Origin of the sequence: Pseudomonas sp. 43NM1, from assembly GCF_002836905.1 — a bacterium.
GTDB classification, from domain to species: Bacteria; Pseudomonadota; Gammaproteobacteria; order Pseudomonadales; family Pseudomonadaceae; genus Aquipseudomonas; species Aquipseudomonas prosekii.
This window is the reverse complement of the sequence record NZ_MKGS01000113.1, coordinates 133987-160851: the sequence shown is the minus strand read 5'-3', so window position 1 is coordinate 160851 and position 26865 is coordinate 133987. Positions and strand designations below refer to the sequence as shown.

At 59.7% G+C, this 26865-nt stretch carries 27 protein-coding genes; 24 read left to right on the top strand and 3 right to left on the bottom strand.

Translation table 11 applies throughout. From position 1 onward, the window contains the following. Positions 1-125 precede the first annotated feature (125 nt). From trmJ to BI292_RS10735, 21 genes are all read left to right on the top strand, one after another. Positions 126-896 carry a tRNA (cytosine(32)/uridine(32)-2'-O)-methyltransferase TrmJ gene (gene trmJ, locus BI292_RS10835; RefSeq protein WP_101207875.1) on the top strand — a complete coding sequence of 257 codons (771 nt, stop codon included), beginning with the start codon at positions 126-128 and terminating at the stop codon, positions 894-896. A gap of 2 nt (positions 897-898) precedes the next feature. Further along, positions 899-1675, top strand: a complete 777-nt coding sequence (gene cysE / locus BI292_RS10830; RefSeq protein WP_092278439.1) for a serine O-acetyltransferase — start codon at positions 899-901, stop codon at positions 1673-1675. Between the two features lie 266 nt (positions 1676-1941). Beyond that, positions 1942-2433 (top strand): Fe-S cluster assembly transcriptional regulator IscR, encoded by a 492-nt coding sequence (iscR, locus tag BI292_RS10825; RefSeq protein ID WP_092278442.1) that lies wholly within the window; start codon positions 1942-1944, stop codon positions 2431-2433. A 50-nt stretch (positions 2434-2483) separates the two neighbouring features. Continuing rightward, positions 2484-3698, top strand: a complete 1215-nt coding sequence (locus BI292_RS10820; protein ID WP_092278444.1) for an IscS subfamily cysteine desulfurase — start codon at positions 2484-2486, stop codon at positions 3696-3698. Positions 3699-3781: 83 nt separating this feature from the next. Beyond that, on the top strand, positions 3782-4168 hold the full coding sequence (gene iscU, locus BI292_RS10815) for a Fe-S cluster assembly scaffold IscU (protein WP_007929523.1): 387 nt from the start codon (positions 3782-3784) through the stop codon (positions 4166-4168). Positions 4169-4202: 34 nt separating this feature from the next. Then, complete coding sequence (gene iscA / locus BI292_RS10810) at positions 4203-4526, top strand: iron-sulfur cluster assembly protein IscA (RefSeq protein WP_007903589.1); 324 nt, start codon at positions 4203-4205, stop codon at positions 4524-4526. Between the two features lie 8 nt (positions 4527-4534). Beyond that, complete coding sequence (gene hscB / locus BI292_RS10805; RefSeq protein WP_092278446.1) at positions 4535-5056, top strand: co-chaperone HscB; 522 nt, start codon at positions 4535-4537, stop codon at positions 5054-5056. Positions 5057-5107: 51 nt separating this feature from the next. Further along, positions 5108-6970, top strand: a complete 1863-nt coding sequence (gene hscA, locus BI292_RS10800) for a Fe-S protein assembly chaperone HscA (protein ID WP_101207874.1) — start codon at positions 5108-5110, stop codon at positions 6968-6970. A gap of 2 nt (positions 6971-6972) precedes the next feature. Beyond that, positions 6973-7314, top strand: coding sequence for an ISC system 2Fe-2S type ferredoxin (fdx, locus tag BI292_RS10795; protein WP_092278450.1), 342 nt, complete (start codon positions 6973-6975; stop codon positions 7312-7314). Positions 7315-7328: 14 nt separating this feature from the next. Next, a complete protein-coding gene (gene iscX / locus BI292_RS10790; protein ID WP_092278453.1) occupies positions 7329-7529 on the top strand; it encodes a Fe-S cluster assembly protein IscX in 201 nt (66 codons plus the stop codon). Between the two features lie 87 nt (positions 7530-7616). After that, on the top strand, positions 7617-8042 hold the full coding sequence (ndk, locus tag BI292_RS10785) for a nucleoside-diphosphate kinase (RefSeq protein ID WP_007916882.1): 426 nt from the start codon (positions 7617-7619) through the stop codon (positions 8040-8042). Positions 8043-8070: 28 nt separating this feature from the next. Next, positions 8071-9219, top strand: coding sequence for a 23S rRNA (adenine(2503)-C(2))-methyltransferase RlmN (rlmN, locus tag BI292_RS10780; RefSeq protein ID WP_092278455.1), 1149 nt, complete (start codon positions 8071-8073; stop codon positions 9217-9219). Positions 9220-9231: 12 nt separating this feature from the next. Further along, positions 9232-9990: a type IV pilus biogenesis/stability protein PilW gene (gene pilW / locus BI292_RS10775; RefSeq protein ID WP_092278457.1), complete on the top strand. Its 759-nt coding sequence runs from the start codon at positions 9232-9234 to the stop codon at positions 9988-9990. Beyond that, complete coding sequence (locus BI292_RS10770; RefSeq protein WP_101207873.1) at positions 9990-11006, top strand: RodZ family helix-turn-helix domain-containing protein; 1017 nt, start codon at positions 9990-9992, stop codon at positions 11004-11006. The genes pilW and BI292_RS10770 overlap by 1 nt, the downstream gene beginning before the upstream one ends. A 3-nt stretch (positions 11007-11009) precedes the next feature. After that, positions 11010-12119, top strand: a complete 1110-nt coding sequence (gene ispG, locus BI292_RS10765) for a flavodoxin-dependent (E)-4-hydroxy-3-methylbut-2-enyl-diphosphate synthase (protein ID WP_092278461.1) — start codon at positions 11010-11012, stop codon at positions 12117-12119. A gap of 36 nt (positions 12120-12155) precedes the next feature. After that, positions 12156-13445, top strand: coding sequence for a histidine--tRNA ligase (gene hisS, locus BI292_RS10760; RefSeq protein ID WP_092278463.1), 1290 nt, complete (start codon positions 12156-12158; stop codon positions 13443-13445). A gap of 40 nt (positions 13446-13485) precedes the next feature. Then, positions 13486-14127 (top strand): tetratricopeptide repeat protein, encoded by a 642-nt coding sequence (locus tag BI292_RS10755; protein WP_092278465.1) that lies wholly within the window; start codon positions 13486-13488, stop codon positions 14125-14127. Beyond that, the gene (gene bamB, locus BI292_RS10750; protein ID WP_092278467.1) at positions 14120-15271 is read left to right on the top strand and encodes an outer membrane protein assembly factor BamB; all 1152 of its coding nucleotides are present in this window, start codon (positions 14120-14122) and stop codon (positions 15269-15271) included. Before BI292_RS10755 ends, bamB begins: the two co-directional genes overlap by 8 nt. 135 nt (positions 15272-15406) lie before the next feature. Continuing rightward, complete coding sequence (gene der / locus BI292_RS10745; RefSeq protein ID WP_101207872.1) at positions 15407-16876, top strand: ribosome biogenesis GTPase Der; 1470 nt, start codon at positions 15407-15409, stop codon at positions 16874-16876. Positions 16877-17036: 160 nt separating this feature from the next. Next, positions 17037-18185, top strand: coding sequence for a pyridoxal phosphate-dependent aminotransferase (locus BI292_RS10740; protein ID WP_101207871.1), 1149 nt, complete (start codon positions 17037-17039; stop codon positions 18183-18185). Continuing rightward, on the top strand, positions 18173-18964 hold the full coding sequence (locus BI292_RS10735; RefSeq protein ID WP_101207870.1) for an amidohydrolase: 792 nt from the start codon (positions 18173-18175) through the stop codon (positions 18962-18964). The genes BI292_RS10740 and BI292_RS10735 overlap by 13 nt, the downstream gene beginning before the upstream one ends. A 205-nt stretch (positions 18965-19169) precedes the next feature. Here the strand turns inward: BI292_RS10735 and leuA are convergent, their stop codons facing one another. The 3 genes from leuA to xseA all read right to left on the bottom strand — a co-directional run bounded on the left by leuA (position 19170) and on the right by xseA (position 23487). Further along, entirely contained in the window at positions 19170-20849 is a 1680-nt protein-coding gene (leuA, locus tag BI292_RS10730; RefSeq protein ID WP_092278475.1) for a 2-isopropylmalate synthase, read from the bottom strand. 421 nt (positions 20850-21270) lie between these two features. Continuing rightward, entirely contained in the window at positions 21271-22104 is an 834-nt protein-coding gene (locus BI292_RS10715; protein ID WP_101207868.1) for a M23 family metallopeptidase, read from the bottom strand. A gap of 3 nt (positions 22105-22107) precedes the next feature. Beyond that, entirely contained in the window at positions 22108-23487 is a 1380-nt protein-coding gene (gene xseA, locus BI292_RS10710; protein ID WP_101207867.1) for an exodeoxyribonuclease VII large subunit, read from the bottom strand. A 164-nt stretch (positions 23488-23651) separates the two neighbouring features. Between xseA and BI292_RS10705 the strand changes: the two genes are divergently transcribed. The 3 genes from BI292_RS10705 to guaB all read left to right on the top strand — a co-directional run bounded on the left by BI292_RS10705 (position 23652) and on the right by guaB (position 26810). Then, positions 23652-24419, top strand: coding sequence for a sulfite exporter TauE/SafE family protein (locus tag BI292_RS10705; RefSeq protein ID WP_101207866.1), 768 nt, complete (start codon positions 23652-23654; stop codon positions 24417-24419). A gap of 162 nt (positions 24420-24581) precedes the next feature. Beyond that, complete coding sequence (locus tag BI292_RS10700) at positions 24582-25130, top strand: sugar ABC transporter ATPase (protein WP_101207865.1); 549 nt, start codon at positions 24582-24584, stop codon at positions 25128-25130. 210 nt (positions 25131-25340) lie between these two features. Further along, positions 25341-26810 carry an IMP dehydrogenase gene (gene guaB / locus BI292_RS10695; protein WP_092278486.1) on the top strand — a complete coding sequence of 490 codons (1470 nt, stop codon included), beginning with the start codon at positions 25341-25343 and terminating at the stop codon, positions 26808-26810. Positions 26811-26865 lie beyond the last annotated feature (55 nt).

Genomic DNA, 26865 nt, shown 5'->3' with positions numbered 1-26865 from the left:
TAAAGAAAGCCGGGCATTCTATCAGAAAGTTTGTTCAGGAGAAGGTCGGTGTTCGCTTTCATAGCTTAACGGTAGGTTGAGCTGTAAGATTCGGCTCCCCTTTATTGTGTTCGAGAGCGCTGCCCGTGCTGCATAACATTCGTGTCGTCCTGGTCAATACCAGCCATCCCGGCAACATCGGCGGGGCTGCGCGTGCCATGAAGAACATGGGCCTGTCGCGGCTGGTGCTGGTCGAGCCGCGGTTGTTCCCGCACCACGAGGCCGACGCCCGCGCCTCCGGTGCCGGCGACATCCTTGAAAACGCGCAAGTCGTCGCCACCCTCGAAGATGCCTTGGTCGGCTGCAATCTGGTGCTCGGCACCAGCGCCCGCGACCGGCGTATTCCGTGGCCGCTGCTCGATCCGCGCGAGTGCGGTACGAAAGTCGTCGAGGAGGCGGCGGGTGGCGCAGAGATCGCTCTGGTGTTCGGTCGTGAAGACTCCGGCCTGACCAATGAAGAGCTGCAGCGATGTCATTATCACGTGCACATCCCATCAGACCCTGAGTTCAGCTCGCTGAACCTTGGGGCGGCGGTGCAGGTGTTGAGTTATGAAGTGCGCATGTCCTGGCTCGCGGCCCAAGGTCAGCCGAGCAAGGTCGAGAAGGAAGAAGTGGCCTCCGTCAAAAGCGCTGAGCTGGCGACCATGGATGAGCTGGAGCGCTTCTATGAGCACCTGGAGCAAACACTGGTGGCCATCGAATTCCTCGACCCGGAAAAACCGCGACACTTGATGGCGCGCCTGCGTCGGTTGTACGGACGAAGCTCGGTCAGCCGGGCGGAAATGAATATATTGCGTGGCATTCTCACGGAAACCCAGAAAGCGGCCCGTGGTGAGCTTCTTAAGCGGAAGGATTAAAAATGTTCGAGCGTTTGCGTGAAGATATCCAAAGTGTTTTCCACCGTGATCCGGCAGCGCGTAACGCTTTTGAAGTCCTGACTTGCTACCCCGGCCTGCACGCCATCTGGATTCATCGCTTGTCGGCCGCCCTGTGGGGCTTCGGCTGGAAGTGGCTGGCGCGGCTGGTGTCGAACTTCGGTCGGTGGTTGACCGGGATCGAGATTCACCCCGGCGCCAAGGTTGGTCGGCGCTTCTTTATCGATCACGGCATGGGTATCGTCATCGGCGAAACTGCTGAAATCGGCAATGACGTCACTCTGTATCAAGGCGTGACGCTGGGCGGCACCAGTTGGAACAAAGGCAAGCGCCACCCGACGCTGGAAGACGGCGTTGTGGTGGGCGCGGGCGCTAAGGTGCTCGGCCCGTTCACTGTCGGCGCCGGGGCCAAGGTCGGCTCCAACGCGGTGGTGACCAAGGCTGTTCCGCCGGGCGCGACAGTCGTCGGGATTCCGGGGCGGATCATCGTCAAGTCCGATGATGAGCAGGACGCCAAGCGCAAAGCCATGGCCGAGAAGATCGGGTTTGATGCCTATGGCGTCGGCGAAGACATGCCCGACCCGGTGGCTCGCGCGATTGGCCAGTTGCTGGATCATTTGCAGGCGGTCGACGGGCGCCTGGAAGGGATGTGCGGGGCGTTGAAGGACCTGGGCAGCAATTACTGCGCGAAGGACCTGCCTGAATTGCGCGAAGAAGACTTCGACTGCGTCAAGGGCAAGGATCAGAGCCAGGCCAGCTGAGACCGAGTTGTTCCGTTCGCGGGCAAGCTCGCTCCTACGGGAATTTTCGGTGTTCACCCGATCGGTGTTTCAACCGAGACCCTGTGGGAGCGAGCTTGCTCGCGATGAACGATGACTCGGTTCTACTGGCTGTCCACAGCCAGCCTTTGCTATGATGCGCGCGCTCTTTTGCGGGTAAACCTGACTAAAGTACTAGGTCTTATAGTTGACTTAAATACTCGGGAATTGCATACTCGCCCCCATTCCGAACTCCGTGGTAATTGTCCATGAGACTGACTACAAAAGGCCGATACGCCGTGACCGCCATGCTTGATCTGGCGTTGCACGCGCAGCACGGGCCGGTGTCCCTGGCCGATATCTCCGAGCGCCAAGGCATCTCCCTGTCCTACCTCGAACAGCTTTTCGCCAAATTGCGCCGCAGCAATCTGGTTTCCAGCGTTCGTGGCCCCGGCGGCGGCTACCAGCTGTCCCGCGAGATGCAGGGCATCCAGGTCGCCCAGGTGATCGATGCAGTAAACGAATCGGTCGATGCGACCAAATGTCAGGGGCAGGGCGATTGCCATTCCGGCGACACCTGTCTGACCCACCACTTGTGGTGTGATCTGAGCCTGCAGATTCACGAATTTCTGAGTGGTATCAGCTTGGCTGACCTTGTGACTCGCCGTGAGGTGCAAGAAGTAGCCCAGCGTCAGGACCAGCGCCGTTGCAATGGCAAGGCGCCACGCCTGGACAAGATTGAAGCGTCCGCCGTCGAATGACAGCCAAAGAGCTAGCGGCACGCCAGCCAGCCTGATTTAGGAGATAGTCCATGAAATTGCCGATTTACCTTGATTACTCTGCGACAACACCGGTTGATCCGCGCGTCGCGCAAAAGATGAGTGAATGCCTGCTGGTCGACGGAAACTTCGGTAACCCGGCGTCCCGTTCCCACGTATTCGGCTGGAAAGCTGAAGAGTCGGTCGAAAACGCTCGTCGTCAGGTCGCCGACCTGGTCAACGCCGATCCGCGTGAAATCGTCTGGACCTCCGGTGCCACCGAGTCCGACAACCTGGCAATCAAGGGTGCGGCGCATTTCTATGCGACCAAGGGCAAACACCTGATCACCACCAAGATTGAGCATAAGGCTGTCCTCGACACCATGCGCCAACTGGAGCGTGAAGGTTTCGAAGTGACCTACCTCGAGCCTCAGACCGATGGCCTGGTCACTCCAGCCATGATCGAAGCCGCACTGCGTGAAGACACTATCCTGGTGTCGGTCATGCACGTGAACAACGAAATCGGCACCATCAACGACATCGAAGCGATCGGCGAACTGACCCGTTCCAAGGGCATTCTGTTTCACGTCGACGCTGCTCAGTCCACCGGCAAAGTCGAAATCGACCTGTCGAAGCTGAAAGTCGACCTGATGTCGTTCTCCGCACACAAAACCTACGGCCCTAAAGGCATCGGCGCGCTGTACGTCAGCCGCAAGCCGCGTGTTCGCATCGAAGCGGGCATGCACGGCGGCGGTCACGAACGTGGCATGCGTTCCGGTACTCTGGCAACTCACCAGATCGTCGGCATGGGTGAAGCCTTCCGTGTAGCCAAGGAAGACATGGCTGCCGAAAACGTGCGTATCAAAGCCTTGAGCGACCGCTTCTTCAAACAGGTCGAAGACCTCGAAGAGCTGTACATCAACGGCAGCATGACCGCCCGCGTACCGCACAACCTGAACCTGAGCTTCAACTACGTCGAAGGCGAGTCGCTGATCATGGCGCTCAAGGATCTGGCGGTTTCGTCCGGTTCGGCCTGCACCTCGGCGTCTCTTGAGCCTTCGTACGTACTGCGCGCCCTGGGCCGCAACGACGAACTGGCGCACAGCTCGATCCGCTTCACCTTCGGCCGTTTCACCACCGAAGAAGAAATCGATTACGCCGCGCAGAAAGTCTGCGAGGCCGTTACCAAGCTGCGCACCTTGTCGCCGCTGTGGGACATGTACAAAGACGGTGTCGACATTTCGAAAATCGAGTGGGCGGCACACTGATTTCAAGTCGCCGCAAACCGGCCTTGTGAACTCAGGTTTTCAAGGCTCAAGAGCGACTCTCTGATGAGTGAGGATTAAGAATCATGGCTTACAGCGAAAAGGTCATCGACCACTACGAGAACCCGCGCAACGTCGGCAAGATGAACGCGGAAGACCCGGATGTCGGCACTGGCATGGTCGGCGCTCCGGCGTGCGGCGACGTGATGCGTCTGCAGATCAAGGTCAACGAGCAAGGCATCATCGAAGACGCCAAGTTCAAGACCTACGGCTGCGGTTCGGCAATCGCCTCCAGCTCCCTGGCGACCGAGTGGATGAAAGGCAAGACTCTGGATGAAGCAGAGACCATCAAGAACACTCAGCTGGCCGAGGAACTGGCCTTGCCGCCAGTGAAAATTCACTGCTCCGTACTCGCTGAAGACGCTATCAAAGCGGCCGTTCGCGACTACAAGCAGAAGAAAGGCTTGATCTGACTTTCAAGATTTGGCGACGAGTAAGGAGTCACCGATGGCTATCAGCATGACAGAAGCGGCAGCTCAACACGTGCGACGCTCCCTCAACGGGCGCGGCAAAGGTGAAGGGATTCGCCTGGGTGTTCGCACCACAGGCTGTTCCGGCCTTGCCTACGTGCTGGAGTTTGTCGACGAGGTAGTGGCAGAGGATCAGGTGTTCGAAAGTCACGGCGAGAAAGTGATCATCGACCCGAAAAGCCTCGCTTACCTGGACGGCACCGAGCTCGATTTCGTCAAGGAAGGGTTGAACGAAGGCTTCAAGTTCAACAATCCCAACGTACGCGGTGAATGTGGCTGCGGCGAAAGCTTCAACATCTGAGGCTGCGCGTGGGTACTCCTTGTCATTTCGCCTTATTTGAACTGCAGCCGAGCTTCCGTCTGGATCTCGAGCAGTTGGCTACGCGCTATCGTGAGTTGGCGCGTGGTGTTCATCCGGACCGCTTTGCCGACGCTTCCGAGCGTGAGCAGCGGCTGGCGCTCGAGCAATCCGCGAACCTCAACGAGGCTTACCAGACGCTCAAAAACCCTCCGAAACGCGCGCGCTACTTGCTCGCCATGGGTGGTCGCGAGTTGCCGCTGGAAGTCACGGTGCATGATCCGGAGTTTCTTCTGCAGCAGATGCAATGGCGCGAAGAGCTCGAAGACCTGCAAGACAGCGCGGACATGGACGGCATTGTCGTTTTCAAGCGCCGCTTGAAGGTCGCGCAGGATGAACTGAACGAAAGCTTCGCAGCCTGTTGGGATGACGCAGCGCAACGTGAACAGGCCGAACGCCTGATGCGGCGCATGCAGTTCCTCGACAAGCTCACCTACGAAGTGCGCCAGTTAGAAGAGCGCCTCGACGATTAACCCAGTGCCGCTCCGGTCGCACGCCTGATATACAGATAAGTCCTGATCACGATGGCCCTACTGCAGATCGCCGAACCCGGCCAAAGTCCTCAACCGCACCAGCGTCGTCTGGCTGTGGGGATCGACTTGGGCACTACCAATTCGCTGGTCGCTGCATTGCGCAGTGGTCTTTCCGAACCTTTGGCCGACGCCGACGGGCAGGTCATCCTGCCGTCGGCGGTGCGCTATCACGCCGATCACGTCGAAGTTGGCGAATCCGCCAAACTGGCTGCCGCCGGCGATCCCCTGAATACCGTGCTGTCGGTCAAGCGCTTGATGGGTCGTGGTCTGTCCGACGTCAAGCAATTGGGCGATCAACTGCCGTACCGCTTTGTCGGCGGCGAATCGCACATGCCGTTCATCGACACCGTGCAGGGCCCGAAAAGCCCGGTCGAAGTCTCCGCCGAAATCCTCAAGGTGCTGCGTCAGCGCGCCGAGGCGACGTTGGGTGGTGAGCTGGTCGGCGCGGTAATTACCGTTCCGGCCTATTTCGACGACGCTCAGCGCCAAGCCACCAAGGATGCCGCCAAACTGGCCGGCCTCACCGTGCTGCGTCTGCTTAATGAGCCGACCGCTGCTGCCGTGGCTTACGGTCTGGATCAACACGCTGAAGGCCTGGTCGCGATTTACGACTTGGGCGGCGGCACCTTCGATATTTCGATTCTGCGCCTCACCGGCGGTGTCTTCGAAGTGCTGGCCACCGGTGGCGACAGCGCCCTGGGCGGCGATGACTTCGATCACGCCATCGCTGGCTGGATCATCGAGAGCGCCGGTTTGTCCGCTGATCTCGATCCCGGCGCGCAACGCCATTTGCTGCAAACCGCCTGCGCGGCCAAAGAAGCGCTGACCACGGTCGCCAGCGTTGAAGTCGCTTACGGTGACTGGAAAGCCCAACTGACTCGCGAAGCCTTTGATGCGCTGATCGAGCCAATGGTCGCCCGCAGCCTGAAAGCCTGCCGTCGCGCCGTGCGTGATTCCGGTATCGAACTGGATGAAGTGCACGCGGTGGTCATGGTTGGCGGTTCGACCCGTGTACCGCGCGTTCGCGATGCGGTGGCTGAAGCGTTTGGTCGCCAGCCGCTGACTGAAATCGATCCGGATCAAGTGGTGGCCATCGGTGCCGCGATCCAGGCCGATACGCTGGCGGGCAACAAGCGCGATGGCGGCGAATTGCTGCTGCTCGACGTGATTCCGTTGTCCCTCGGGTTGGAAACCATGGGCGGCCTGATGGAGAAGGTGATTCCGCGCAACACCACCATCCCCGTCGCTCGCGCCCAGGACTTCACCACTTATAAAGATGGCCAGTCGGCCATGGCGATTCACGTTCTGCAGGGTGAGCGCGAGCTGATCAGCGACTGCCGCTCCCTCGCACGCTTCGAATTGCGTGGCATTCCAGCAATGGTCGCCGGTGCAGCGAAGATTCGCGTGACCTTCCAGGTCGATGCCGACGGCCTGCTCAGTGTCGCGGCGCGTGAATTGGGCTCGGGTGTTGAAGCCAGCATTCAGGTCAAGCCGTCCTACGGCCTGACCGACGGCGAAATCACCAAGATGCTCAAGGATTCGTTCGAATACGCCAACGACGACAAAGTCGCCCGCGTATTGCGCGAGCAGCAAGTCGATGCCCAGCGTCTGCTCGAAGCCGTGCAGGGCGCCCTCGATGTCGATGGCGAAAGCCTGCTCGACGCCGAAGAGCGCATGGTCATCGAAATGCAGATGCAGGAACTGACCGAATTGATGAAAGGCACCGATGGTTTCGCCATCGAGCAGCAGACCAAGCGTCTGTCGCAAGTGACCGATGCCTTTGCTGCGCGCCGCCTGGACTCGACGGTGAAAGCCGCGCTGGCGGGGCGCAATCTGAATGAGATTGAGGAATAACGATGCCGCAGGTCATTTTTCTGCCACACGAGAAGTTTTGCCCGGACGGCATGGTTGTCGAAGCTGAGCCAGGAACGTCTATTCTTGATCTGGCGCACGAGCACCATATCGAAATGGAAAACGCCTGCGGCGGCGTCTGCGCGTGCACCACGTGCCATTGCCTGATTCGCGAGGGTTTCGACTCGCTGGAAGAGGCCGACGAGCTGGAAGAAGACTTCCTCGATCGTGCGTGGGGCCTGGAAGCGCAGTCGCGCCTGGCTTGTCAGGCGATTGTCGGGACCGAAGACCTGACCGTTGAAATTCCGAAATATTCGCTTAACCATGCGGCTGAAGCGCCGCACTGACTGGTAAGACTGTCATGAGCTACGGTTGGAATGATGTTCAACGTATTGCAGAGGAGTTGGCCGAGGCCCACTCCGATGTCGATCCGTATTCTGTAGGGTTCGTTCGTCTGCAGCAGATGATCCTGGAACTGCCTGACTTCGATGGCACCTCTGGCCGTGTCGGCGAGAAGGTGCTGGAAGCGGTTCAGGAGCTCTGGGCCAAAGAATTGGACTGATCGTCCCGCAGGTTAGGCAATACCCAAGAACCCGCGTATAATTCGCGGGTTTAATTTTTCGCAAATTACCGTTTCTGGAGTTACACCATGGCTGTTCAACGTACTTTCTCCATCATCAAGCCTGACGCTGTTGCAAAAAACGTCATCGGCGAGATCACCACTCGTTTCGAAAAAGCTGGCCTGCGCGTTGTAGCTTCGAAACTCAAGCAACTGTCCAAAGCTGAAGCTGAAGGCTTCTACGCTGAGCACAGCGCTCGTGGTTTCTTCGGCGACCTGGTTGCTTTCATGATCTCCGGCCCGGTTGTTGTTCAGGTTCTGGAAGGCGAAAACGCTATCGCTCTGAACCGTGAGCTGATGGGCGCTACCAACCCTAAAGAAGCTGCTGCCGGCACCATCCGCGCTGACTTCGCTGATTCCATCGACGCCAACGCTGTGCACGGTTCGGACTCCGAAGCCGCTGCTGCTCGCGAAATCTCGTACTTCTTCGCAGCTACTGAAGTAACCACTCGCTAAGCATTGGCTTATGAGTGAAGGTGAATCCATGACTACATCGACTGTAAAAACTAACCTGCTGGGTCTGACTCAGCTGGAAATGGAAAAATTCTTCGACTCAATCGGGGAGAAGCGTTTCCGTGCCGGTCAGGTAATGAAATGGATTCACCACCTTGGCGTCGATGATTTCGACGCCATGACGAACGTCAGCAAAGCCTTGCGCGACAAGCTCAAGGCGATTGCTGAAGTTCGCGGTCCTGAAGTCGTCAGCGAGGACATTTCCACCGACGGCACCCGTAAATGGGTGGTGCGCGTGGCGTCCGGCAGCTGCGTCGAGACCGTTTACATTCCCCAGGGCAAACGCGGCACATTGTGCGTTTCGTCCCAGGCAGGCTGCGCCCTGGATTGCAGTTTCTGCTCCACCGGCAAGCAAGGTTTCAACAGCAACCTCACCGCCGCCGAAGTCATCGGCCAGGTGTGGATTGCCAATAAATCGTTCGGCAGCATCCCGGCGACCGCCGACCGTGCCATCACCAACGTGGTGATGATGGGCATGGGTGAGCCGCTGCTGAACTTCGACAACGTCGTGGCCGCCATGCATCTGATGATGGATGACCTGGGCTACGGGATTTCCAAGCGCCGCGTGACCCTGTCCACTTCGGGCGTGGTGCCGATGATCGATGAGCTGGCCAAGCACATCGACGTCTCCCTGGCGTTGTCGCTGCACGCACCGAATGACGCATTGCGTAACCAATTGGTGCCGATCAACAAGAAGTATCCGCTTAAGATGCTGCTCGAATCTTGCCAGCGCTACATGGCGACCTTGGGCGAGAAGCGTGTGTTGACCATTGAGTACACCATGCTCAAGGACATCAACGACAAGGTTGAGCATGCGGTCGAGATGATCGAACTGCTGAAAAATGTTCCGTGCAAAATCAATTTGATTCCGTTCAACCCGTTCCCGCATTCCGGCTATGAGCGCCCAAGCAACAACGCCATTCGCCGTTTCCAGGATCAGCTTCACCATGCCGGCTTCAACGTCACCGTGCGCACCACGCGTGGTGAAGACATTGATGCCGCGTGTGGCCAATTGGTAGGACAGGTGCTGGATCGCACCCGTCGCAGCGAACGTTATATCGCGGTGCGTGAATTGAGCGCCGACAACGATATGGCGCAAAACGCAGCGAACAATAACTAAGAGAGGATCTCTATGTCCCTGCGCTTTGCGCTGCTTGTGCTGTTGGCCAGCCTGTGTGCTGGTTGTGTCCTGTCGGGCGATTTCAACCCGATGAAGACCAGCAAGGGCCGCGACGAAGCGCGTGCCGCCTACGTGCAGCTGGGGCTGGGATACTTGCAGCAAGGGATGACTGAACGGGCGAAAGTGCCATTGAAAAAGGCGCTGGAGCTGGATGATTCCGACCCGGACGCCAACGCGGCGCTGGGTCTGGTGTTTCAGGCCGAAATGGAACCGGAGCTGGCGGATCAGCATTTTCGCAAGGCGCTGTCCTCGCGCCCCAAAGACGCGCGCATCCTCAACAACTACGGCAGTTTTCTTTTCGAAGAGAAGCGTTACAAGGAAGCTTACGAGCGCTTTGAGCAAGCCGCCGCCGATACCCTGTATCCTGAGCGTTCGCGGGTTTTCGAAAACCTCGGCATGACCGCTTCCAGGCTTGGCCAGCGTGATCTGGCGCAGCAGCAACTGGAAAAAGCCCTGCGTTTGAACCGGCAACAACCACGCGCATTGCTGGAAATGGCTGAGTTGTCTTACGAAGACAGGCATTATGTGCCCGCGCGTGACTATTACGACCGTTTTAGCCTGCTCACCGAACAAAATGCACGTAGTCTATTGCTCGGCGTTCGGCTGGCAAAAGTGTTTGAAGATCGCGACAAGGCCGCCAGTTTTGGCCTGCAATTAAAACGACTCTATCCCGGTACGCCGGAATATCAGCAATACCTGTCGGAGCAATGATGAAAGCGGCGCATCCCGAAGTTGTAGCAGCGAATCGCGTTAATCCCGGTGAAACACTGCGCCAGGCCCGCGAAAGCAATGGCTGGTCGCTGGCCGAAGTGGCCCTCAAGCTCAACCTCACCGTCAATTCCCTGAGCAATCTGGAGGCCGGCGCTTTCGACAAGCTGCCGGGGCATACCTTCGCTCGCGGTTACATTCGCGCGTACGCCAAATTGCTCGGCATGGACCAGACCGTTCTGGTTCAGCAATTCGACCAGTCCACCGGCACCGACTCCCAAGGCAGCAACGTCCACAGCCTGGGCCGTATCGAAGAGCCGGTGCGGGTTTCCCACACTATTTTGCGCATTGTCAGCCTGCTGTTGCTGGTCGCCGTAGTCGTCGGCGGTTTTTTCTGGTGGCAGGATCAAACCTCCCAACGCAATCAGGACATCGCCAGCACCACCCCGGCGCATGTCGAAATCGAAGGCGCTGACGGCACCACGCAATCGCATCCGCTCGACGAGCCGGAAGATCAGGCCGTCGTCGAAGGTCAGACCGAGGCCGGTACCGCGCTGGCGCTGCCGCAATCCGAAGCATCAACCGAATCGTCGACCGAAGCTGAAGCGACCGCGCCAGCAGTTGCACCGACGGCGCCGGCCGCAGCACCGACTGCTCCGGTTGCTGCCGTTCCTGCGACACCGGCTCCGGCCGCGCCTGTTGCGCCGGCAGCGAGCGCTCCGGTCGCCGCTACGACACCTGCCGCACCCCCTGCGCCTGCCGCCGCGCCAGTGGCCGGCGAGGGTCAGGTTCAATTGCAATTCACTGCTGATTGCTGGACGCAAGTGACCGATGGCAACGGCAAAGTGCTGTTGAGCGGTCTCAAGCGCAAAGGCGAAAACGTTTCCGTCAGCGGCAAACCGCCGTTTGCTGTGCGACTGGGCTTCGCCCGTGGCGCGCAGGTCAGTTACAACGGCCAAGTGGTTGATGTCGCTCCGTTCACCAGTGGCGAGACTGCTCGCCTGAAGTTGGGTCAATAAGTCATGCACGGCGAATCTCCAATCAAACGTCGCGAATCCCGCAAGATTTGGGTCGGTAACGTGCCTGTTGGCGGCGATGCGCCCATCGCTGTGCAGAGCATGACCAACAGCGACACCAATGACGTGGCCGCCACCGTGGCCCAGATCAACCGCCTGGAAGCTGCCGGCGTCGATATCGTGCGCATTTCGGTGCCGGACATGGACGCTGCCGAGGCTTTCGGCAAGATCAAGCAACTGGTCAAAGTGCCCTTGGTGGCCGACATCCATTTCGACTACAAGATCGCTTTGCGCGTAGCCGAACTGGGCGTTGACTGCCTGCGCATCAACCCGGGCAATATCGGGCGTGAAGATCGCGTGCGTGCGGTGGTCGATGCCGCCCGTGACCGCGGGATTCCGATCCGCATCGGCGTCAACGCCGGTTCCCTGGAAAAAGACCTGCAAAAGAAATACGGCGAGCCAACGCCAGCCGCGCTGGTGGAATCGGCGCTGCGCCACGTCGAACACCTGGAACGCCTGAATTTCAAGGACTTCAAAGTCAGCGTGAAGGCTTCCGACGTGTTCATGGCCGTCGCCGCCTATCGTTTGCTGGCCAAGGAAATCGTCCAGCCGCTGCACTTGGGCATCACCGAAGCCGGTGGTTTGCGTTCAGGCACGGTGAAATCCGCCGTGGGCCTCGGTATGCTGCTCGCCGAAGGGATTGGCGATACTATTCGCATCTCGTTGGCGGCTGACCCGGTCGAGGAAGTGAAAGTCGGCTACGACATTCTCAAATCCCTGCACTTGCGTTCCCGTGGGATCAACTTCATCGCCTGCCCGAGCTGCTCGCGGCAGAACTTCGATGTAGTCAAAACCATGAACGAGCTGGAAGGGCGCCTCGAAGATCTGCTGGTGCCGCTGGATGTCGCGGTTATCGGTTGCGTGGTCAACGGGCCGGGTGAAGCCAAGGAAGCCCATATCGGCTTGACCGGCGGCACGCCCAACCTGATTTACATCGACGGCAAGCCGTCGCAGAAACTGACGAATGAAAATCTGGTGGATGAGCTTGAACGCTTGATCCGCCAGAAAGCGGCCGAGAAGGTCGAAGCTGACGCAGCGGTTATCGTGCGCGGCTGAGCCGACTGAAGAGCCGAACGAATTTAAGGATTTATAGTGAGCAAGTCTCTGCAAGCCATTCGTGGCATGAACGACATCCTGCCCGAGCAGACGCCCCTGTGGCGTCATTTCGAGGGCACAGTCTCGCGTCTGCTGGATAACTACGGTTACAAGCAGATCCGCATGCCGATCGTCGAGTTCACCGAGCTGTTCAAACGCTCCATCGGTGAAGTGACCGACATCGTCGAAAAAGAGATGTACACCTTCGACGACCGCAACGGCGATTCGCTGACCCTGCGCCCTGAAGGCACGGCGGCCTGTGTGCGTGCGGTGCTCGAACACGGCATCACCGGCGGCGGCCAAGTGCAGAAGCTTTGGTACATCGGCCCGATGTTCCGCCACGAACGTCCGCAGAAAGGCCGTTATCGCCAGTTTCACCAGATCGGCGTCGAAGTGTTCAACCTCGACGGTCCGGACATTGACGCCGAACTGATCATCCTGACCTGGCGCCTGTGGGGTGAGCTGGGTATCCGTGATGCGGTCAAGCTTGAACTCAACAGCCTGGGCACCAGCGAGTCGCGCGGCCGTTATCGCGAAGCGCTGGTCGAGTTCCTGTCCGCGCACCTGGACAAGCTCGACGAAGACAGCCAGCGTCGTCTGAAGACCAATCCTCTGCGCGTGCTCGACACCAAGAACGCTGATACTCAGGCGATTCTGGTCGATGCGCCGAAAATGGCCGACTACCTCGACGACGAATCGCGCGTGCATTTCGAGGGCCTCAAGGCACGCCTCGATGCGGCCGGCGTACCTTTCGTGATCAACCCGAAGCTGGTTCGCGGGCTCGATTACTACAGCAAGACCGTTTTCGAATGGGTGACCGACAAGTTGGGCGCTCAAGGCACCGTGTGTGCCGGTGGTCGTTACGACGGACTGGTCGAGCAGATGGGCGGCAAGCCGACCCCGGGCGTTGGTTTCGCCATGGGCATCGAGCGTCTGGTGCTGTTGCTGGAAACCCTGGAGCAGATCCCGCAAGAGATCTCCCGTCAGGTCGACGTCTACCTCTGCGCCTTCGGTGAAGCCGCCGAGCTGGCCGGATTGGCCCTGAGTGAACGCGTTCGTGACCAATTGCCCAACCTGCGCCTGCAAGTCAATGCCGGCGCCGGCAGTTTCAAAAGCCAGTTCAAGAAAGCCGACAAGAGCGGTGCGCTGTTTGCGCTGATCCTCGGTGACGACGAGATGGCCCAGCAAGTGGTAGGTTTCAAACCCTTGCGTGGCCAAGGCGAACAACAAAGCATTGCCTGGGATGCGCTCGCTGCACACCTGGCCACCTGCGTCGTGCAGGGTTGAAGCTGTCAAACAGCCGATTTAGCGATTAAGGAGTATTGGGGTGTCGAGTAACGAAGACGAACAACTGGCGGATTTGAAGGACTGGTGGACACGCAACGGCAAGCCCCTGGTCACTGGCGGCCTGTTGGCGCTGGTCATCGTGTTCGGCTGGCAGGCCTGGCACAAATATCAGGGCAACCAGTCGCAAGGCGCCTCGATTCTCTATCAGCAACTGCTGGAAACCACGCTGACGCCTGACGGCAAGCCTGATGCGGCGCGGGTTTCGGAACTGGCTGGCAAGCTCAACAGCGAGTACGGCGGTTCTGCCTACGCGCAATACGGCAGCCTGTTCGTGGCCAAAGTTGCGGTCGACAGCGGCAAGCTGGATGACGCCGCTACCGAGCTGAAAGCGGTCCACGACAAACCGGCCAACCCGGCGCTGGGCGAAATCGCCCGTCAGCGTCTGGCACAAGTGCTGGCTGCGCAGAACAAGGTCGAAGAGGCCCTGAAACTGCTTGAAGGCGATGCCGACAAGTCGTTCCTGGCCACTCGCGAAGAACTCAAGGGCGACCTGCTGGTGCAGTTGGGTCGTACTGATGAAGCCAACGCGGCGTATCAAAAAGCCAAGGCAGCACTGTCGGACGAAGCGGCAGTCGGCGGCCTCCAAATCAAGCTGGACGACCTGGCCAAAGGGGATGCGTGACGTGATCCGTTGGAAACATGCAGCATTGCTGGCTCTGGCCATTTTGGCCGCGGGTTGCAGCAGCAACAGCAAAAAAGAATTGCCGCCGGCTGAGCTGGTCGACTTCAAAGAAGAAGTGGTCCTGCAAAAGCAATGGAGTCGTTCGATCGGTGACGGTCAGGGCGAAACCTACAACATGCTGGTTCCGGCAATCGAAGGCGATTCCATCTACGCGGCCGACGTCACTGGCGTCGTCATGGCGATGGATCGCAGCACCGGCAACGTGAAGTGGGAACAGGATCTTGATCTGCCTGTTTCCGGCGCCGTGGGTGTGGGTTACGGTCTGGTCATGATCGGCACGCTCAAGGGCGAAATCGTCGCGCTGGATTCCAGCAGCGGTGAAGAGAAATGGCGCGCTCGCGTGTCCAGCGAAGTCCTCGCACCGCCGGCCAACAACGGCGACGTTGTGGTAATCCAGACTCAGGACGATCGCCTGATCGGCCTGGACGCGGCGACCGGTACGCAGCGCTGGTTGTATGACAGCACGCCAGCGGTCCTGACATTGCGCGGCACCAGTGCGCCAATCGTCACCAACCGCCTCGCGGTGGCTGGCCTGTCGACCGGTAAAGTGGTTGCTCTCGATATTTCCAACGGCGTGCCGGTGTGGGAACAACGAGTGGCGATCCCGCAAGGTCGCTCGGAACTGGAGCGCGTAGTCGATATCGACGGCGGTTTGCTGTTGTCCGGCGAAACGCTGTACGTCGCCAGCTATCAGGGTCGCGTTGCGGCACTGGACCTGCAAAGCGGTCGTCAGCTGTGGCAGCGTGATGCTTCCAGCTACGCCGGTGTCGCTCAGGGTTTTGGCAGCGTCTACGTAAGCCTGTCTTCGGGCACCGTTGAAGGCGTCGACGAACGTTCCACCACAGCCTTGTGGAGCAACGATTCGCTGGCCCGCCGTCAACTGTCGGCTCCGGAAGTGTTCTCCAGCTACGTTGCAGTCGGCGACATGGAAGGCTACCTGCACCTGCTGAGCCAGGTGGACGGTCGCTTCGTCGGCCGCGAACGCATCGACAGCGACGGCCTGCGCGCTCGTCCGCTGGTGGTGGGTGACACGATTTATGTGTATGGCAACAGTGGCAAACTGGAAGCCCTGACCATCAAGTAACAACTATGCTTGGGGTTTAACCCCCAAGCGGCCTTGCTCTGCAAGGCTCGCAACGCTTTCAAGCGTTGCCCCGAGCACCAGCCGCTGCCTCGCAGCGGCTTTTGTATTTTCTGAAATAACGAAGTGGAGAGCCGCATGGTTCCCGTAATCGCCCTGGTGGGCCGACCGAACGTCGGCAAGTCCACCTTGTTCAACCGCCTGACCAGGACTCGCGACGCCATCGTCGGCGACTTGTCCGGTCTGACCCGTGATCGCCAATACGGTGAGGCCAAGTGGCAAGGGCGTTCCTACATTCTGGTCGACACCGGCGGTATCTCCGGTGACGAGCACGGTATGGACGAAAAAATGGCCGAGCAGTCGCTGCTGGCCATTGAAGAAGCCGATGTCGTTCTGTTCCTGGTAGATGCCAAGGCCGGTTTTACCGCCGCCGACCAGATGATCGCCGAGCATTTGCGCAAACGTAACAAGCGTTCCTACGTGGTTGCCAACAAGGTCGACAACATCGACCCGGAAATGGCCCGCGCCGAGTTCGCCCCGTTGGGCATGGGCCACGCGATCCCGATCGCCGGTGCACATGGTCGTGGCATCACGCAGATGCTGGAAATCGCCCTGAGCGACTTCCCGAAAGACGCTGACGAGCTGGAAGAAGGCGAGGAAGAGATCGTTGCCGAAGGCGAGGAAGCCAAGCGCATTCCTGGCCCTAGCGAAAAAGACGGGATCAAGATCGCCATCATCGGCCGGCCGAACGTCGGCAAGTCGACCCTGGTCAACCGCATGCTCGGTGAAGACCGGGTTATCGTCTATGACGAGCCCGGCACTACCCGCGACAGTATCTACATCCCGTTCGAGCGTAACGACGAGAAGTACACACTGATCGACACCGCTGGTGTGCGCAAGCGCGGCAAGATCCACGAAGAAGTTGAAAAGTTCTCCGTGGTCAAAACCCTGCAGGCGATCAAAGACGCCAACGTGGTGATCTTCGTGATGGACGCCCGCGAAGGCGTGGTCGACCACGACCTCAACCTGCTGGGCTTCGCCATTGAGTCGGGTCGTGCGCTGGTGATCGCGATCAACAAGTGGGACGGCATGACCCCGAGCGAGCGCGAGTTCGTCAAGGTTGAACTGCAACGTCGGCTGTTCTTCGTCGACTACGCCGACATCCACTTCATCTCGGCGCTGCACGGCACGGGCGTGGGCAACCTCTACGCCTCCGTACAGAACTCGTTCAAGTCCGCGGTTACCCGCTGGCCAACCAACCGCCTGACCACGATCCTCGAAGATGCGGTCAGCGAGCACGCGCCGCCGATGGTCAACAACCGCCGGATCAAGCTGCGTTATGCCCACTTGGGTGGTGCCAACCCGCCGATCATCGTGATCCACGGTAACCAGATCGAGAAGGTGCCGAAGTCTTACGTGCGTTATCTGGAAAACACTTACCGTCGTGTCTTGAAGCTGGTCGGTACGCCGATCCGCATCGAGTTCAAGGGCGGCGAGAACCCGTACGAAGGTAACAAGACCTCGCTCACCGACCGTCAGGTCAACAAGAAGCGCCGCATGATGTCGCACCACAAGAAAGCCGACAAAAAGCGCCGCGACAAGCGATAAAAGCAGTTGCAAGCGGCAAGCAACAAGCTGCGAGTAACAGCGGAAAGGGCCCTGATCAGGGCCCTTTTTTGCGTCTGAGGGTTTGCTGCTTGAGGTCTTGCTGCTTGACCTCTTGCCGCTTGCGGCTTGAAACTTGCGGCTCACCTGCAAGGGGCTACCGATGATCACCAGTAAGCTGCCGAATGTCGGCATCACTATCTTCACGCAGATGTCTCAGCTCGCGGCGCAGACTGGGGCGATCAACCTGTCCCAGGGCTTTCCCGATTTCGATGCCCCGCAAGCCTTGTGCGATGCGGTCGGCCAGCACATCGCCAAGGGCCACAACCAATATTCGCCGATGACCGGCCTGCCGGTGCTGCGCCAGCAAGTGGCGGCGAAAATCGCTCGCAGCTATGGCGTCAATGTCGATGCCGATCACGAAGTAACAATCACCCCCGGCGCCACCCAGGCGATCTTCTGCGCGATTCAGGCGGTTATCCAGCCCGGCGACGAAGTCATCGTTTTTGATCCGTGCTACGACAGCTACGAACCCTCGGTGGAACTGGCCGGCGGTCGATGCGTGCATGTGCAACTGGGGCTGAACGATTTCTCCATCGATTTCCAGAAGCTCACCGACGCGATCACCCCGCGCACGCGAATGATCGTGCTGAACACCCCGCACAACCCGAGCGGCGCGCTGATCAGCCGCACCGAGCTGGATCAACTGGCGGCACTGATCCGTGATCGCGACATTTACCTGATCAGCGACGAAGTCTACGAACACCTGGTGTTCGACGGCGTGGCGCATGTCAGCGTGCTCAATCACCCAGAGCTGTATCAGCGGGCTTTCGTGATCAGTTCGTTCGGCAAGACCTACCACGTCACTGGCTGGAAAACCGGTTACGTGGTCGCGCCGCCGGCCCTTACCGGCGAGCTGCGCAAGGTTCACCAATACGTGAGTTTTTGCTGCGTGACGCCGCTGCAGTTTGCGTTGGCCGACTTTATGGCCGACCACCCGGAGCACGTCGAAGAGCTGCCGGGTTTCTATCAGGCCAAGCGCGATTTGTTCTGTGATCTGCTGGCGCCGTCGCGTTTCAGTTTCAATCGCGTGGCCGGCACCTACTTCCAGCTGGTCGATTATTCGCAGATTCGCCCGGACCTCAACGACGTCGATATGGCGTTGTGGATGACCCGCGAACACGGCGTGGCCAGCATTCCCATCTCGGTGTTCTACCAGACGCCGCCCGAAGGCCAGCGCCTGGTGCGCCTGTGCTTCGCCAAACGCGAGGAGACCCTGCGTGAAGCAGCGGAAAAACTATGCGTGATTTGACTGCGCTGCCCAACCTGAACATCGCGCTGATCCAGACCACTCTGGCCTGGCACGACCGCCTGGCTAATCTGGAGCATTTCGACCAGTTGCTGGAACAGGCTCGCGGCGCTGACCTGATCATCCTTCCGGAGATGTTCACCACCGGGTTCTCGATGGAATCGGAGACGCTGGCCGAGGCCGAACACGGCCCGACCAGCAAATGGCTGCGGGCTCAAGCGGCGCAGTATGACGCGGTGATCACCGGCAGCATCATCGTCCAAGCGGCCGATGGCAGTCACCGCAACCGCCTGTTGTGGGCGCGGCCGGACGGCGAAGTGCTGCATTACGACAAACGTCATCTGTTTCGCATGGCTGGCGAGCACAACCACTACACCCCCGGCGAGCGCCAGGTGCAGTTCGAGCTCAAGGGCTGGCGCGTTCGGCCGCTGATTTGTTACGACCTGCGCTTCCCGGTGTGGAGCCGTGATGCGCAGGACACTGACCTGCTGCTGTACACGGCGAACTGGCCGGGTGCGCGACGCTTGCACTGGAACCGTTTGTTGCCGGCGCGGGCAATCGAGAACTTGTGTTATGTGGCGGCGGTGAACCGGATCGGCACGGACGGCAAGGGCTTTGCCTACACCGGCGACAGTCAGGTGCTGGATTTCCAGGGCGAGACCTTGCTCAGCGCGGGGGAGGCGGATGGAGTGTTTCACGCCGTTCTGAATGCTGCCGACCTGCAAGCGTACCGGACCCGATTCCCGGCGAATCTTGATGCCGACACGTTCGAGTTCACCTGAGATCTTCGCTGGCTGACCTGCCGCTATCGCGAGCAAGCTCGCTCCCACAGTGAATCTGGGTGTACATGCAACTTGTGTTCACATTGATCAAATGTGCGAGCGAGCTTGCTCGCGATAGCGGACTTGCGGTCTACGCATAAACATCAGGCAAACAAAAAAGGCCCCAGGATTCGCACCTTGGGGCCTTTTGCATTGCCGCGAAGACTTACGCCGCTTTCGCTTCCGGTTGGCTCAGCGAGCGGTTAAGCGCGCTGAACAGGGCCTTGAAGCTCGCCGTGGTGATGTTTTCATCGATGCCGACGCCGTGCACCGCACGCTGACCATCAACCCGCAGTTCGATGTAGGCCGCAGCCTTGGCGTTGGTGCCGGCACCGATTGCGTGTTCGTTGTAGTCCATGATTTCCACCGGAATCGGCAGGCCGGCCACCAGCGCTTCGAGTGCGCCGTTGCCCTTGCCGCGCCAGTGCAGGTTGGTTTCGCCCTGGCCCTTGCCCGAGACTTCGACTTCCACCGCGCTGTTGCCGTTCTCTTCCTGCAAGCGATGGCTGACCAGCGCGTAAGGCGTATTCGCCTGCAAGTACTCGCTGTGCAGCAACGCGTGGATCTGCTGCGCCGTCATCTCCAGGCCGAGGCGATCGGTCTCACGCTGCACCACTTGGCTGAATTCGATCTGCATGCGGCGCGGCAAGCTGATGCCGTATTCCTGTTCCAGCAGATAGGCGATCCCGCCCTTGCCCGACTGGCTGTTGACGCGGATCACCGCCTCGTAGCTGCGGCCAATGTCGGCCGGGTCGATCGGCAAGTACGGCACTTCCCACAAGGTGTCCGGTTTCTGCTGCGAGAAGCCTTTGCGGATAGCGTCCTGGTGCGAGCCGGAGAACGCGGTGTGAACCAGGTCGCCGACGTAAGGGTGACGCGGGTGCACCTGAATCTGGTTGCACTCTTCGACGACTTTGCGCACGCCGTCGATGTCGGAGAAATCCAGCTCCGGGTGGATGCCCTGGGTGTAGAGGTTCAGTGCCACGGTGACCAGATCGACGTTACCGGTGCGCTCGCCGTTGCCGAACAGGCAACCTTCGACACGGTCGGCGCCGGCCATCAGGCCCAGCTCGGTGGCGGCCACGCCAGTACCACGGTCGTTGTGGGTGTGCAGGCTGATGATCACGCTGTCGCGACGGTTGATGTGACGGCCGAACCATTCAATCTGGTCAGCGTAAATGTTCGGGGTGGCGCATTCGACGGTGGCCGGCAGGTTGAGAATCACCTTGTGCTCAGGTGTCGGGTTCCAGACTTCAATCACCGCGTCGCACACTTCCTTGGCGAACTCGAGTTCGGTGGCGCTGAAGGTTTCTGGCGAGTATTCGAACGTCCACTCGGTGTCCGGTTGCTGCGCGGCGTATTTGACGAACAGCTTGGCCGCGTTGACCGCGATGGCCTTGATCCCGTCCTTGTCCTGATTGAAGACAATGCGGCGGAAGGACGGGGAGGTCGCGTTGTACAAGTGCACGATGGCTTTCTTGGCGCCGCGCAACGATTCGAAAGTGCGTTCGATCAAATCTTCACGACCCTGGGTCAGCACCTGAATGGTGGTGTCGTCCGGGATGTGGCCGTCTTCGATCAGGGTACGCACGAAGTCGAAGTCGGTTTGCGAAGCCGCCGGGAACGACGCTTCGATTTCTTTCACGCCGACCTGCACCAGGGTTTTCCAGAAGCGCAGCTTTTTCACCGCGTCCATCGGCTCGATCAGCGACTGGTTGCCGTCACGCAGGTCCGAGCTGCACCAGATCGGCGCGGCGGTGATGGTCTTCGACGGCCAAGTACGATCCGGGATATCGATGGTCGGGAACGCGCGGTACTTCGAAGACGGGTCTTTGAGCATGCTCATCGGGAAATCCTTATTTTTGGTGTGGGCCGAAAAGAGGCGGCCTGCCGGTGGATCAAAAGTGTTTGGGAAAACGTGTAAGGCGAGGCACCGCAATTCAGCCCGATAGTCGTGCACTGACAAGGCACAGACTACGGTGCTGGCGAAGCTGAATAAGGGTGTGAGAGATTTTCATGCCCTCAACCCTAACCGCCGGGATTGAGGTTGGCAAGCAGTCGAAAAAAATTGAGAGGAATAGTCGAAAAGGTTGGTTTTGCGAGATTGTGTGCTGGTTACGGTCGCTATTTATCAATCAGATTGCGCGGTCTATTCCTGGTGCGCAATTCCTGTGGGAGCATGGCTTGCCCGCGATGAACGATGACGCGACGCGGCATTCAGACCGCGTAACGGCCATCGCGAGCAAGCTTTGCTCCTACGGGTCGGTTCAGGGCTGAAACGCGCCGATAAATATCGCCGGATCCACCCGTGCATCATTCAAGCTGATATTCCAGTGCATATGCGGCCCGGTCGCGCGGCCCGTCGAGCCAACCTTGCCAACCACGCCGCCACGCGCCATCTGCTGGCCAACCTTCACGTCAATTTTCGACATGTGGCAAAACATGCTGATAAAACCTTGCCCATGGTCGACAAACACCGTGTTGCCATTAAAGAAGTAGTTACCAATCAAAATCACCTTGCCCGCCGCCGGGGTCTTGATCGGCGTTCCGGCCGGCACCGCGAAGTCGAGGCCCGCGTGCGGATTGCGCTCCTCGCCATTGAAGAAGCGGCGTACGCCGAACTTGCTCGACAGCGGTCCGTTGACCGGTTTGTCCAACAGCAGATTGCTTGGGGTATTCGGGCTGAAACTGCGATACGCCTGAACCTGCTCGGCCAGTTCGCCCTCGATGCGCTTGAGGTTCGCCGGGTTCGGATTGACCTGCTGGGTGTTCTTCAACGTGATGCGTTGTTCCGGGTATTTCTTGTTGCCGACGATAAAACTCAACTCGCGGCCAGCGCTGCTGATTTGCTGAGTGCCCGGTTTAACCGTCAGCGGCACGCCGACAATCGCCAGCCAATTGTTCTGTTCCTTGACCACCAGCACCGGTTTGCCCTGATACGTGGCTTTCGGCGCCTGGGCGGCCGCGCCCAGATCCACCACGGCAACGCCGCCCGGCACCGGTTTGTTCAGCAGCCGAGTGATGTAACTGTCGGCGTGCGCGTTGACGGTCAGGCATAGCAGCGGGCCCAGCAATAACAGTGAAGCGAGAAAACGCGGCATGGGTCAATCCAGTAGAGAAAGGGTGACAGGCGTCAGGTGATTGTCTTCGACGCGCACTTGCAGTTCGCCCTCGCCGAGCCGTGCGTTGAGGCGCTGGCCGGGATGAGTCTGGGCGGCGTTGCGAATCGCGTGGCCGCGCTCGTCGAGCAAAATGCTGTAGCCACGGCCGAGGGTCGCCAACGGGCTGACCACGTGCAGCGTTTGCATCTGACTGTGCAGTTGCAGACGGCGGCCCTTGAGCCCGTCGCGCATGGCCCGTGGCAAACGTTCGGCGAGGCTGTCGAGGCGCTGGCGGAGCATCGCCAGTTGCCGTCCGGGATGTTGCCCGGCGAGACGGGTTTCGAGACGAATCAAACGTTCGCGCCGAGTATTGAGGCTGCGCTCGAAAGCGCGGCGCATGCGCATGTCCAGGTCGTCCAGGCGTTGCGCTTGCTGACGCAGGCGTTCGCCGGGATGCCGCAAACGGCGCGCCATGCCTTCGAGGCGCAGGCGATCACGCATCAATCGGTCGCGGATGCGCATGACCAAACGCCGATGCAGGCTTTCGACGCGGCGCACCAGATCGTTGGAATCCGGGGCCAGCAGTTCGGCGGCGGCAGAAGGCGTTGGCGCGCGCACGTCAGCCACGAAGTCGCTGATCGACACATCGGTTTCATGCCCGACCGCGCTGACAATTGGCGTCACACACGCATCCACGGCGCGGGCCACGGCTTCTTCGTTGAAGCACCAGAGGTCTTCCAGCGAGCCGCCACCGCGCGCCAGAATCAGCGCGTCGAAACCTCGCGCATCGGCCAGTTTCAGCGCGCGGACAATTTGCGCGGTGGCTTCGCGACCTTGCACGGCAGTCGGGATCAGCGTCAATTGCACCTGCGGCGCGCGGCGGCGGAACACGCTGATGATGTCGCGAATCACCGCTCCGGTCGGCGAACTGATAATGCCGATGCGTTGCGGATGCGCCGGCAGCGGTACTTTGCGCTCGGCGCTGAACAGGCCTTCGGCGCTGAGTTTTTCTTTCAGCGCATCGAAGGCCAGGCGCAAGGCGCCATCACCGGCCGGTTCGACGGTATCGAGGATCAACTGATAGTCGCCACGGCCTTCGAACAACGAGACCTTGCCGCGCACTTTGACCGCCAAACCGTCCTTCAGCGCCTGGCGAACCCGCGCGGCGTTCTGCCGAAACAGCGCGCAACGCACTTGGGCGCCGCTGTCCTTGAGGGTGAAATACACGTGGCCCGACGCCGGGCGGGCGAGGTTGGAAATTTCGCCTTCGACCCAGATGTTGCTGAACACGTCTTCCAGCAACACCCGCGCGCGGCCGTTGAGCTGGCTGACAGTCAGGACTTCACGGTCCAGGCCGAGTCTTGCAAAGGGATCTTTAATCATGGGGCGCAGTTTAAAGGCATTCTCCAACCGAATGCACGATCCCCTGTGGGAGTGAGCCTGCTCGCGATGGTGTATCAGCTACATTGTGGTCGACTGACACACCATCGCGAGCAGGCTCACTCCTACAGAGGTAGAGTTCGCTCCGGGAATCATGGATGAGGGGGGTGAATGTGTTTGAACTGATGAATCAATGGCCATTCGGCGTGGTGGACTGGGTTGTGATCGGGATGGCCATCGTCCTGGCCTACGTCGTCTTCGGTGTCGCCGGATTTGGTACGGCGCTGGTGGCGGGGCCGATTCTGATTCTGTTCATGCCGCTGTCGAAGATCGTGCCGTTGCTGGTGTTGCTGGATTTCGTCGCGGCATTCGGCAATTTGTTGCCGTCGCGGCGCGATGTGTCGAAGCCCGAACTGCTGCGGCTGCTGCCCTGCATGGCGGTGGGTTGCACGCTGGGGGTGATCTTTCTGCTGAACCTGCATTCCGAGGTGTTGCTGCTGTTGATGGGCCTGTTCATCAGCGCTTATGCGATTTACAGCCTGTGGGTAAAAGCCCGGCCAGCACAATTGTCCGCGGCGTGGGCGCTGCCGATGGGCACGGTTGGCGGGATGTTCGGCGCGTTGTTCGGCAGTGGCGGCTTTTTATATGCGATCTATCTGAACAGCCGGTTGCCCAAAGACGCGGCGCGGGCGACGCAAAGTGCGCTGATCAGTTGCAGCACGGTGGTGCGTTTGAGCCTGTTCGTCGTCGCCGGGGTGTATGCCGAGCTACCCTTATTGATGCTGGCCGCGTGTTTGTTGCCGGCGATGGCGCTGGGTTTGTGGCTGGGTCGGCGACTGGTGATGAAGTTGTCCCGCGAAGCGTTTGTGCGGCTGGTGACCTGGCTGGTGCTGGCCAGCGGGATTGCCTTGATCGTGCGGTATTTGAGTACTTGACCTCAGTGTGTCAGGGATTAAGCTGCCGACCGTTCTGACGTCTTCGCGGGCAAGCCTCGCTCCTACAAGGATCTGCGCGAAACCTGTAGGAGCGAGGCTTGCCCGCGAAAGCGCCACCCGCCACGCCGCAAAACTCCCCATTTGACGCAGTAGGCTTGCAGCATGAATTCCCAAAGCATCATCGTCCCGAAAATCTCCACTTTGCCGGTGCACGAACCCCGCGCCCGGGCGATCGTGCGGTGGCTGGTGCGCAAGAACATCGTCAAGGAAGAATTGAGCACCTGCGGGCGCACTGGCAATCGCATGGGTTACGCCCTCGCGGACGGCGCGCGGGCGGTGGTCCTGCACCCGGAAGCGTTGCCGTTCGGTGAGGCGATCAATGGCTTGGAAATCATCACCAAGCGCTGCATCTATACCCCGGCCAAGGGTTTTCTCGGCGAAGCGGGCTGCGCCGAGTGCCGCAAGGAAGTCGGCGAAGCGCTGTTCGAGAGCCTGGAAGAGTGGATGCCCGGCCGCACCGACAACTTCACCTGTCCGGAATGCGGGCACGAAGACGACATCAACGGATTTCTGTTCCTGCAGGAGTGCGGTTTCTCCAACCTCGGTTTCATCTTCAACAACTGGGCGGAGGCGGGGTTCAAGCAGAGCTTCATCGACGAATTCGCCGATTGGCTGGATCAGCCCGTGAGCCTGGTCAAAGTCGAGTTGTAATCGAACCCAAACCCGTAGGAGCGAGGCTTGCCCGCGAAGCTTTGGCGCCAGCGAGAACGCCTTCGCGGGCAAGCCTCGCTCCTACGAGGATTTTCGTCGCAAATACCCCGTCGATCACTGCTTCGATAATAGGCAGAGTTTTACATTGAACCCGAGGGGGTGTCTGACTATAATGGCGCGCTTCCATTTTCCCGCTCGGGAGCCCCCGCGATGCTGCGTATCAGCCAAGAAGCTCTGACATTCGACGACATTCTCCTAGTGCCCGGTTATTCCGAGGTGCTTCCTAACGAAGTCAGTCTCAAGACCCGCCTAACCCGTGGCATCGAGCTGAATATTCCTCTGGTTTCTGCCGCAATGGACACCGTTACTGAAGCCCGACTGGCAATCGCCATGGCTCAGGAAGGTGGCATCGGCATCATCCACAAGAACATGACCATCGAGCAGCAAGCTGCCGAAGTGCGCAAGGTCAAGCGTTACGAAGCCGGCGTGGTCAAGGACCCGATCACCATCGAGGCTGACGCTTCGGTGCGTGAACTGTTCGAACTGACCCGCATGCACAACATCTCCGGCGTTCCGGTACTGCACGATGGCGACCTGGTCGGCATCGTCACTTCCCGTGACGTGCGTTTCGAAAACCGCATGGACGTCAGCGTCCGTGAAGTGATGACGCCTAAAGAGCGTCTGGTCACGGTCAAGGAAGGCGCCGACAAAAACGACGTCCGCGAGTTGCTGCACAAACACCGCATCGAACGCGTGCTGATCGTCGACGAGAAATTCGCCCTCAAAGGCATGATGACCGTCAACGACATCGAAAAAGCCAAGGCTTATCCGCTGGCCAGCAAGGACGATCAAGGTCGTCTGCGCGTAGGCGCTGCAGTCGGCACCGGTAAAGACACCGGTGATCGTGTTGCCGCCCTGGTCCATGCCGGCGTCGACGTGGTGGTGGTCGACACCGCACACGGTCACTCCAAAGGCGTGATCGACCGCGTTCGCTGGGTCAAACAGAATTTCCCTGACGTGCAGGTTATCGGCGGCAACATTGCCACCGGCGCTGCCGCCAAGGCACTGGCCGAAGCTGGCGCCGACGCGGTCAAAGTCGGTATCGGCCCAGGCTCGATCTGCACCACGCGCATCGTCGCTGGTGTCGGCGTGCCGCAAATCAGCGCCATCGCCAACGTCGCCGCGGCCCTTGAAGGCACCGGCGTGCCGTTGATCGCCGACGGCGGCATCCGTTTCTCCGGTGACCTGTCCAAGGCCATCGTGGCCGGTGCTTCCTGCGTGATGATGGGCTCGATGTTCGCCGGTACTGAAGAAGCGCCGGGCGAGATCGAACTGTTCCAGGGTCGTTCGTACAAGGCTTATCGTGGCATGGGTTCGCTGGGCGCCATGTCCCAGGCTCAAGGCTCCTCCGACCGTTACTTCCAGGATTCCTCGGCAGGCGCCGAGAAGCTCGTCCCGGAAGGCATCGAAGGCCGCGTGCCTTACAAAGGCACCCTGAGCGCGATCATCCATCAACTGATGGGCGGCCTGCGTTCCTCGATGGGCTACACCGGCAGTGCCGACATCGAAGAAATGCGCACCAAGCCTGAATTCGTGCGGATCACCGGCGCTGGCATGGCCGAGTCCCACGTGCACGACGTACAAATCACCAAAGAAGCGCCAAACTACCGCGTAGGTTGAGGCTTCAAGCAAACGTTACATAACCGGGGCTGTTTTATTCAGCCCCGAGTTGTTT

What these genes read in the sequence shown, in the direction of transcription:
- BI292_RS10820 (WP_092278444.1), top strand. Translation starts at nt 2,484, where the DNA reads ATGAAATTGCCGATTTACCTTGATTACTCTGCGACAACACCGGTTGAT.
- rlmN (WP_092278455.1), top strand. Translation starts at nt 8,071, where the DNA reads ATGACTACATCGACTGTAAAAACTAACCTGCTGGGTCTGACTCAGCTG.
- pilW (WP_092278457.1), top strand. Translation starts at nt 9,232, where the DNA reads ATGTCCCTGCGCTTTGCGCTGCTTGTGCTGTTGGCCAGCCTGTGTGCT.
- iscR (WP_092278442.1), top strand. Translation starts at nt 1,942, where the DNA reads ATGAGACTGACTACAAAAGGCCGATACGCCGTGACCGCCATGCTTGAT.
- iscA (WP_007903589.1), top strand. Translation starts at nt 4,203, where the DNA reads ATGGCTATCAGCATGACAGAAGCGGCAGCTCAACACGTGCGACGCTCC.
- guaB (WP_092278486.1), top strand. Translation starts at nt 25,341, where the DNA reads ATGCTGCGTATCAGCCAAGAAGCTCTGACATTCGACGACATTCTCCTA.
- hscA (WP_101207874.1), top strand. Translation starts at nt 5,108, where the DNA reads ATGGCCCTACTGCAGATCGCCGAACCCGGCCAAAGTCCTCAACCGCAC.
- BI292_RS10770 (WP_101207873.1), top strand. Translation starts at nt 9,990, where the DNA reads ATGAAAGCGGCGCATCCCGAAGTTGTAGCAGCGAATCGCGTTAATCCC.
- BI292_RS10700 (WP_101207865.1), top strand. Translation starts at nt 24,582, where the DNA reads ATGAATTCCCAAAGCATCATCGTCCCGAAAATCTCCACTTTGCCGGTG.
- xseA (WP_101207867.1), bottom strand. Translation starts at nt 23,487, where the DNA reads ATGATTAAAGATCCCTTTGCAAGACTCGGCCTGGACCGTGAAGTCCTG.
- BI292_RS10740 (WP_101207871.1), top strand. Translation starts at nt 17,037, where the DNA reads ATGATCACCAGTAAGCTGCCGAATGTCGGCATCACTATCTTCACGCAG.
- cysE (WP_092278439.1), top strand. Translation starts at nt 899, where the DNA reads ATGTTCGAGCGTTTGCGTGAAGATATCCAAAGTGTTTTCCACCGTGAT.
- leuA (WP_092278475.1), bottom strand. Translation starts at nt 20,849, where the DNA reads ATGAGCATGCTCAAAGACCCGTCTTCGAAGTACCGCGCGTTCCCGACC.
- fdx (WP_092278450.1), top strand. Translation starts at nt 6,973, where the DNA reads ATGCCGCAGGTCATTTTTCTGCCACACGAGAAGTTTTGCCCGGACGGC.
- iscU (WP_007929523.1), top strand. Translation starts at nt 3,782, where the DNA reads ATGGCTTACAGCGAAAAGGTCATCGACCACTACGAGAACCCGCGCAAC.
- ndk (WP_007916882.1), top strand. Translation starts at nt 7,617, where the DNA reads ATGGCTGTTCAACGTACTTTCTCCATCATCAAGCCTGACGCTGTTGCA.
- der (WP_101207872.1), top strand. Translation starts at nt 15,407, where the DNA reads ATGGTTCCCGTAATCGCCCTGGTGGGCCGACCGAACGTCGGCAAGTCC.
- BI292_RS10735 (WP_101207870.1), top strand. Translation starts at nt 18,173, where the DNA reads ATGCGTGATTTGACTGCGCTGCCCAACCTGAACATCGCGCTGATCCAG.
- bamB (WP_092278467.1), top strand. Translation starts at nt 14,120, where the DNA reads ATGCGTGACGTGATCCGTTGGAAACATGCAGCATTGCTGGCTCTGGCC.
- BI292_RS10715 (WP_101207868.1), bottom strand. Translation starts at nt 22,104, where the DNA reads ATGCCGCGTTTTCTCGCTTCACTGTTATTGCTGGGCCCGCTGCTATGC.
- iscX (WP_092278453.1), top strand. Translation starts at nt 7,329, where the DNA reads ATGAGCTACGGTTGGAATGATGTTCAACGTATTGCAGAGGAGTTGGCC.
- ispG (WP_092278461.1), top strand. Translation starts at nt 11,010, where the DNA reads ATGCACGGCGAATCTCCAATCAAACGTCGCGAATCCCGCAAGATTTGG.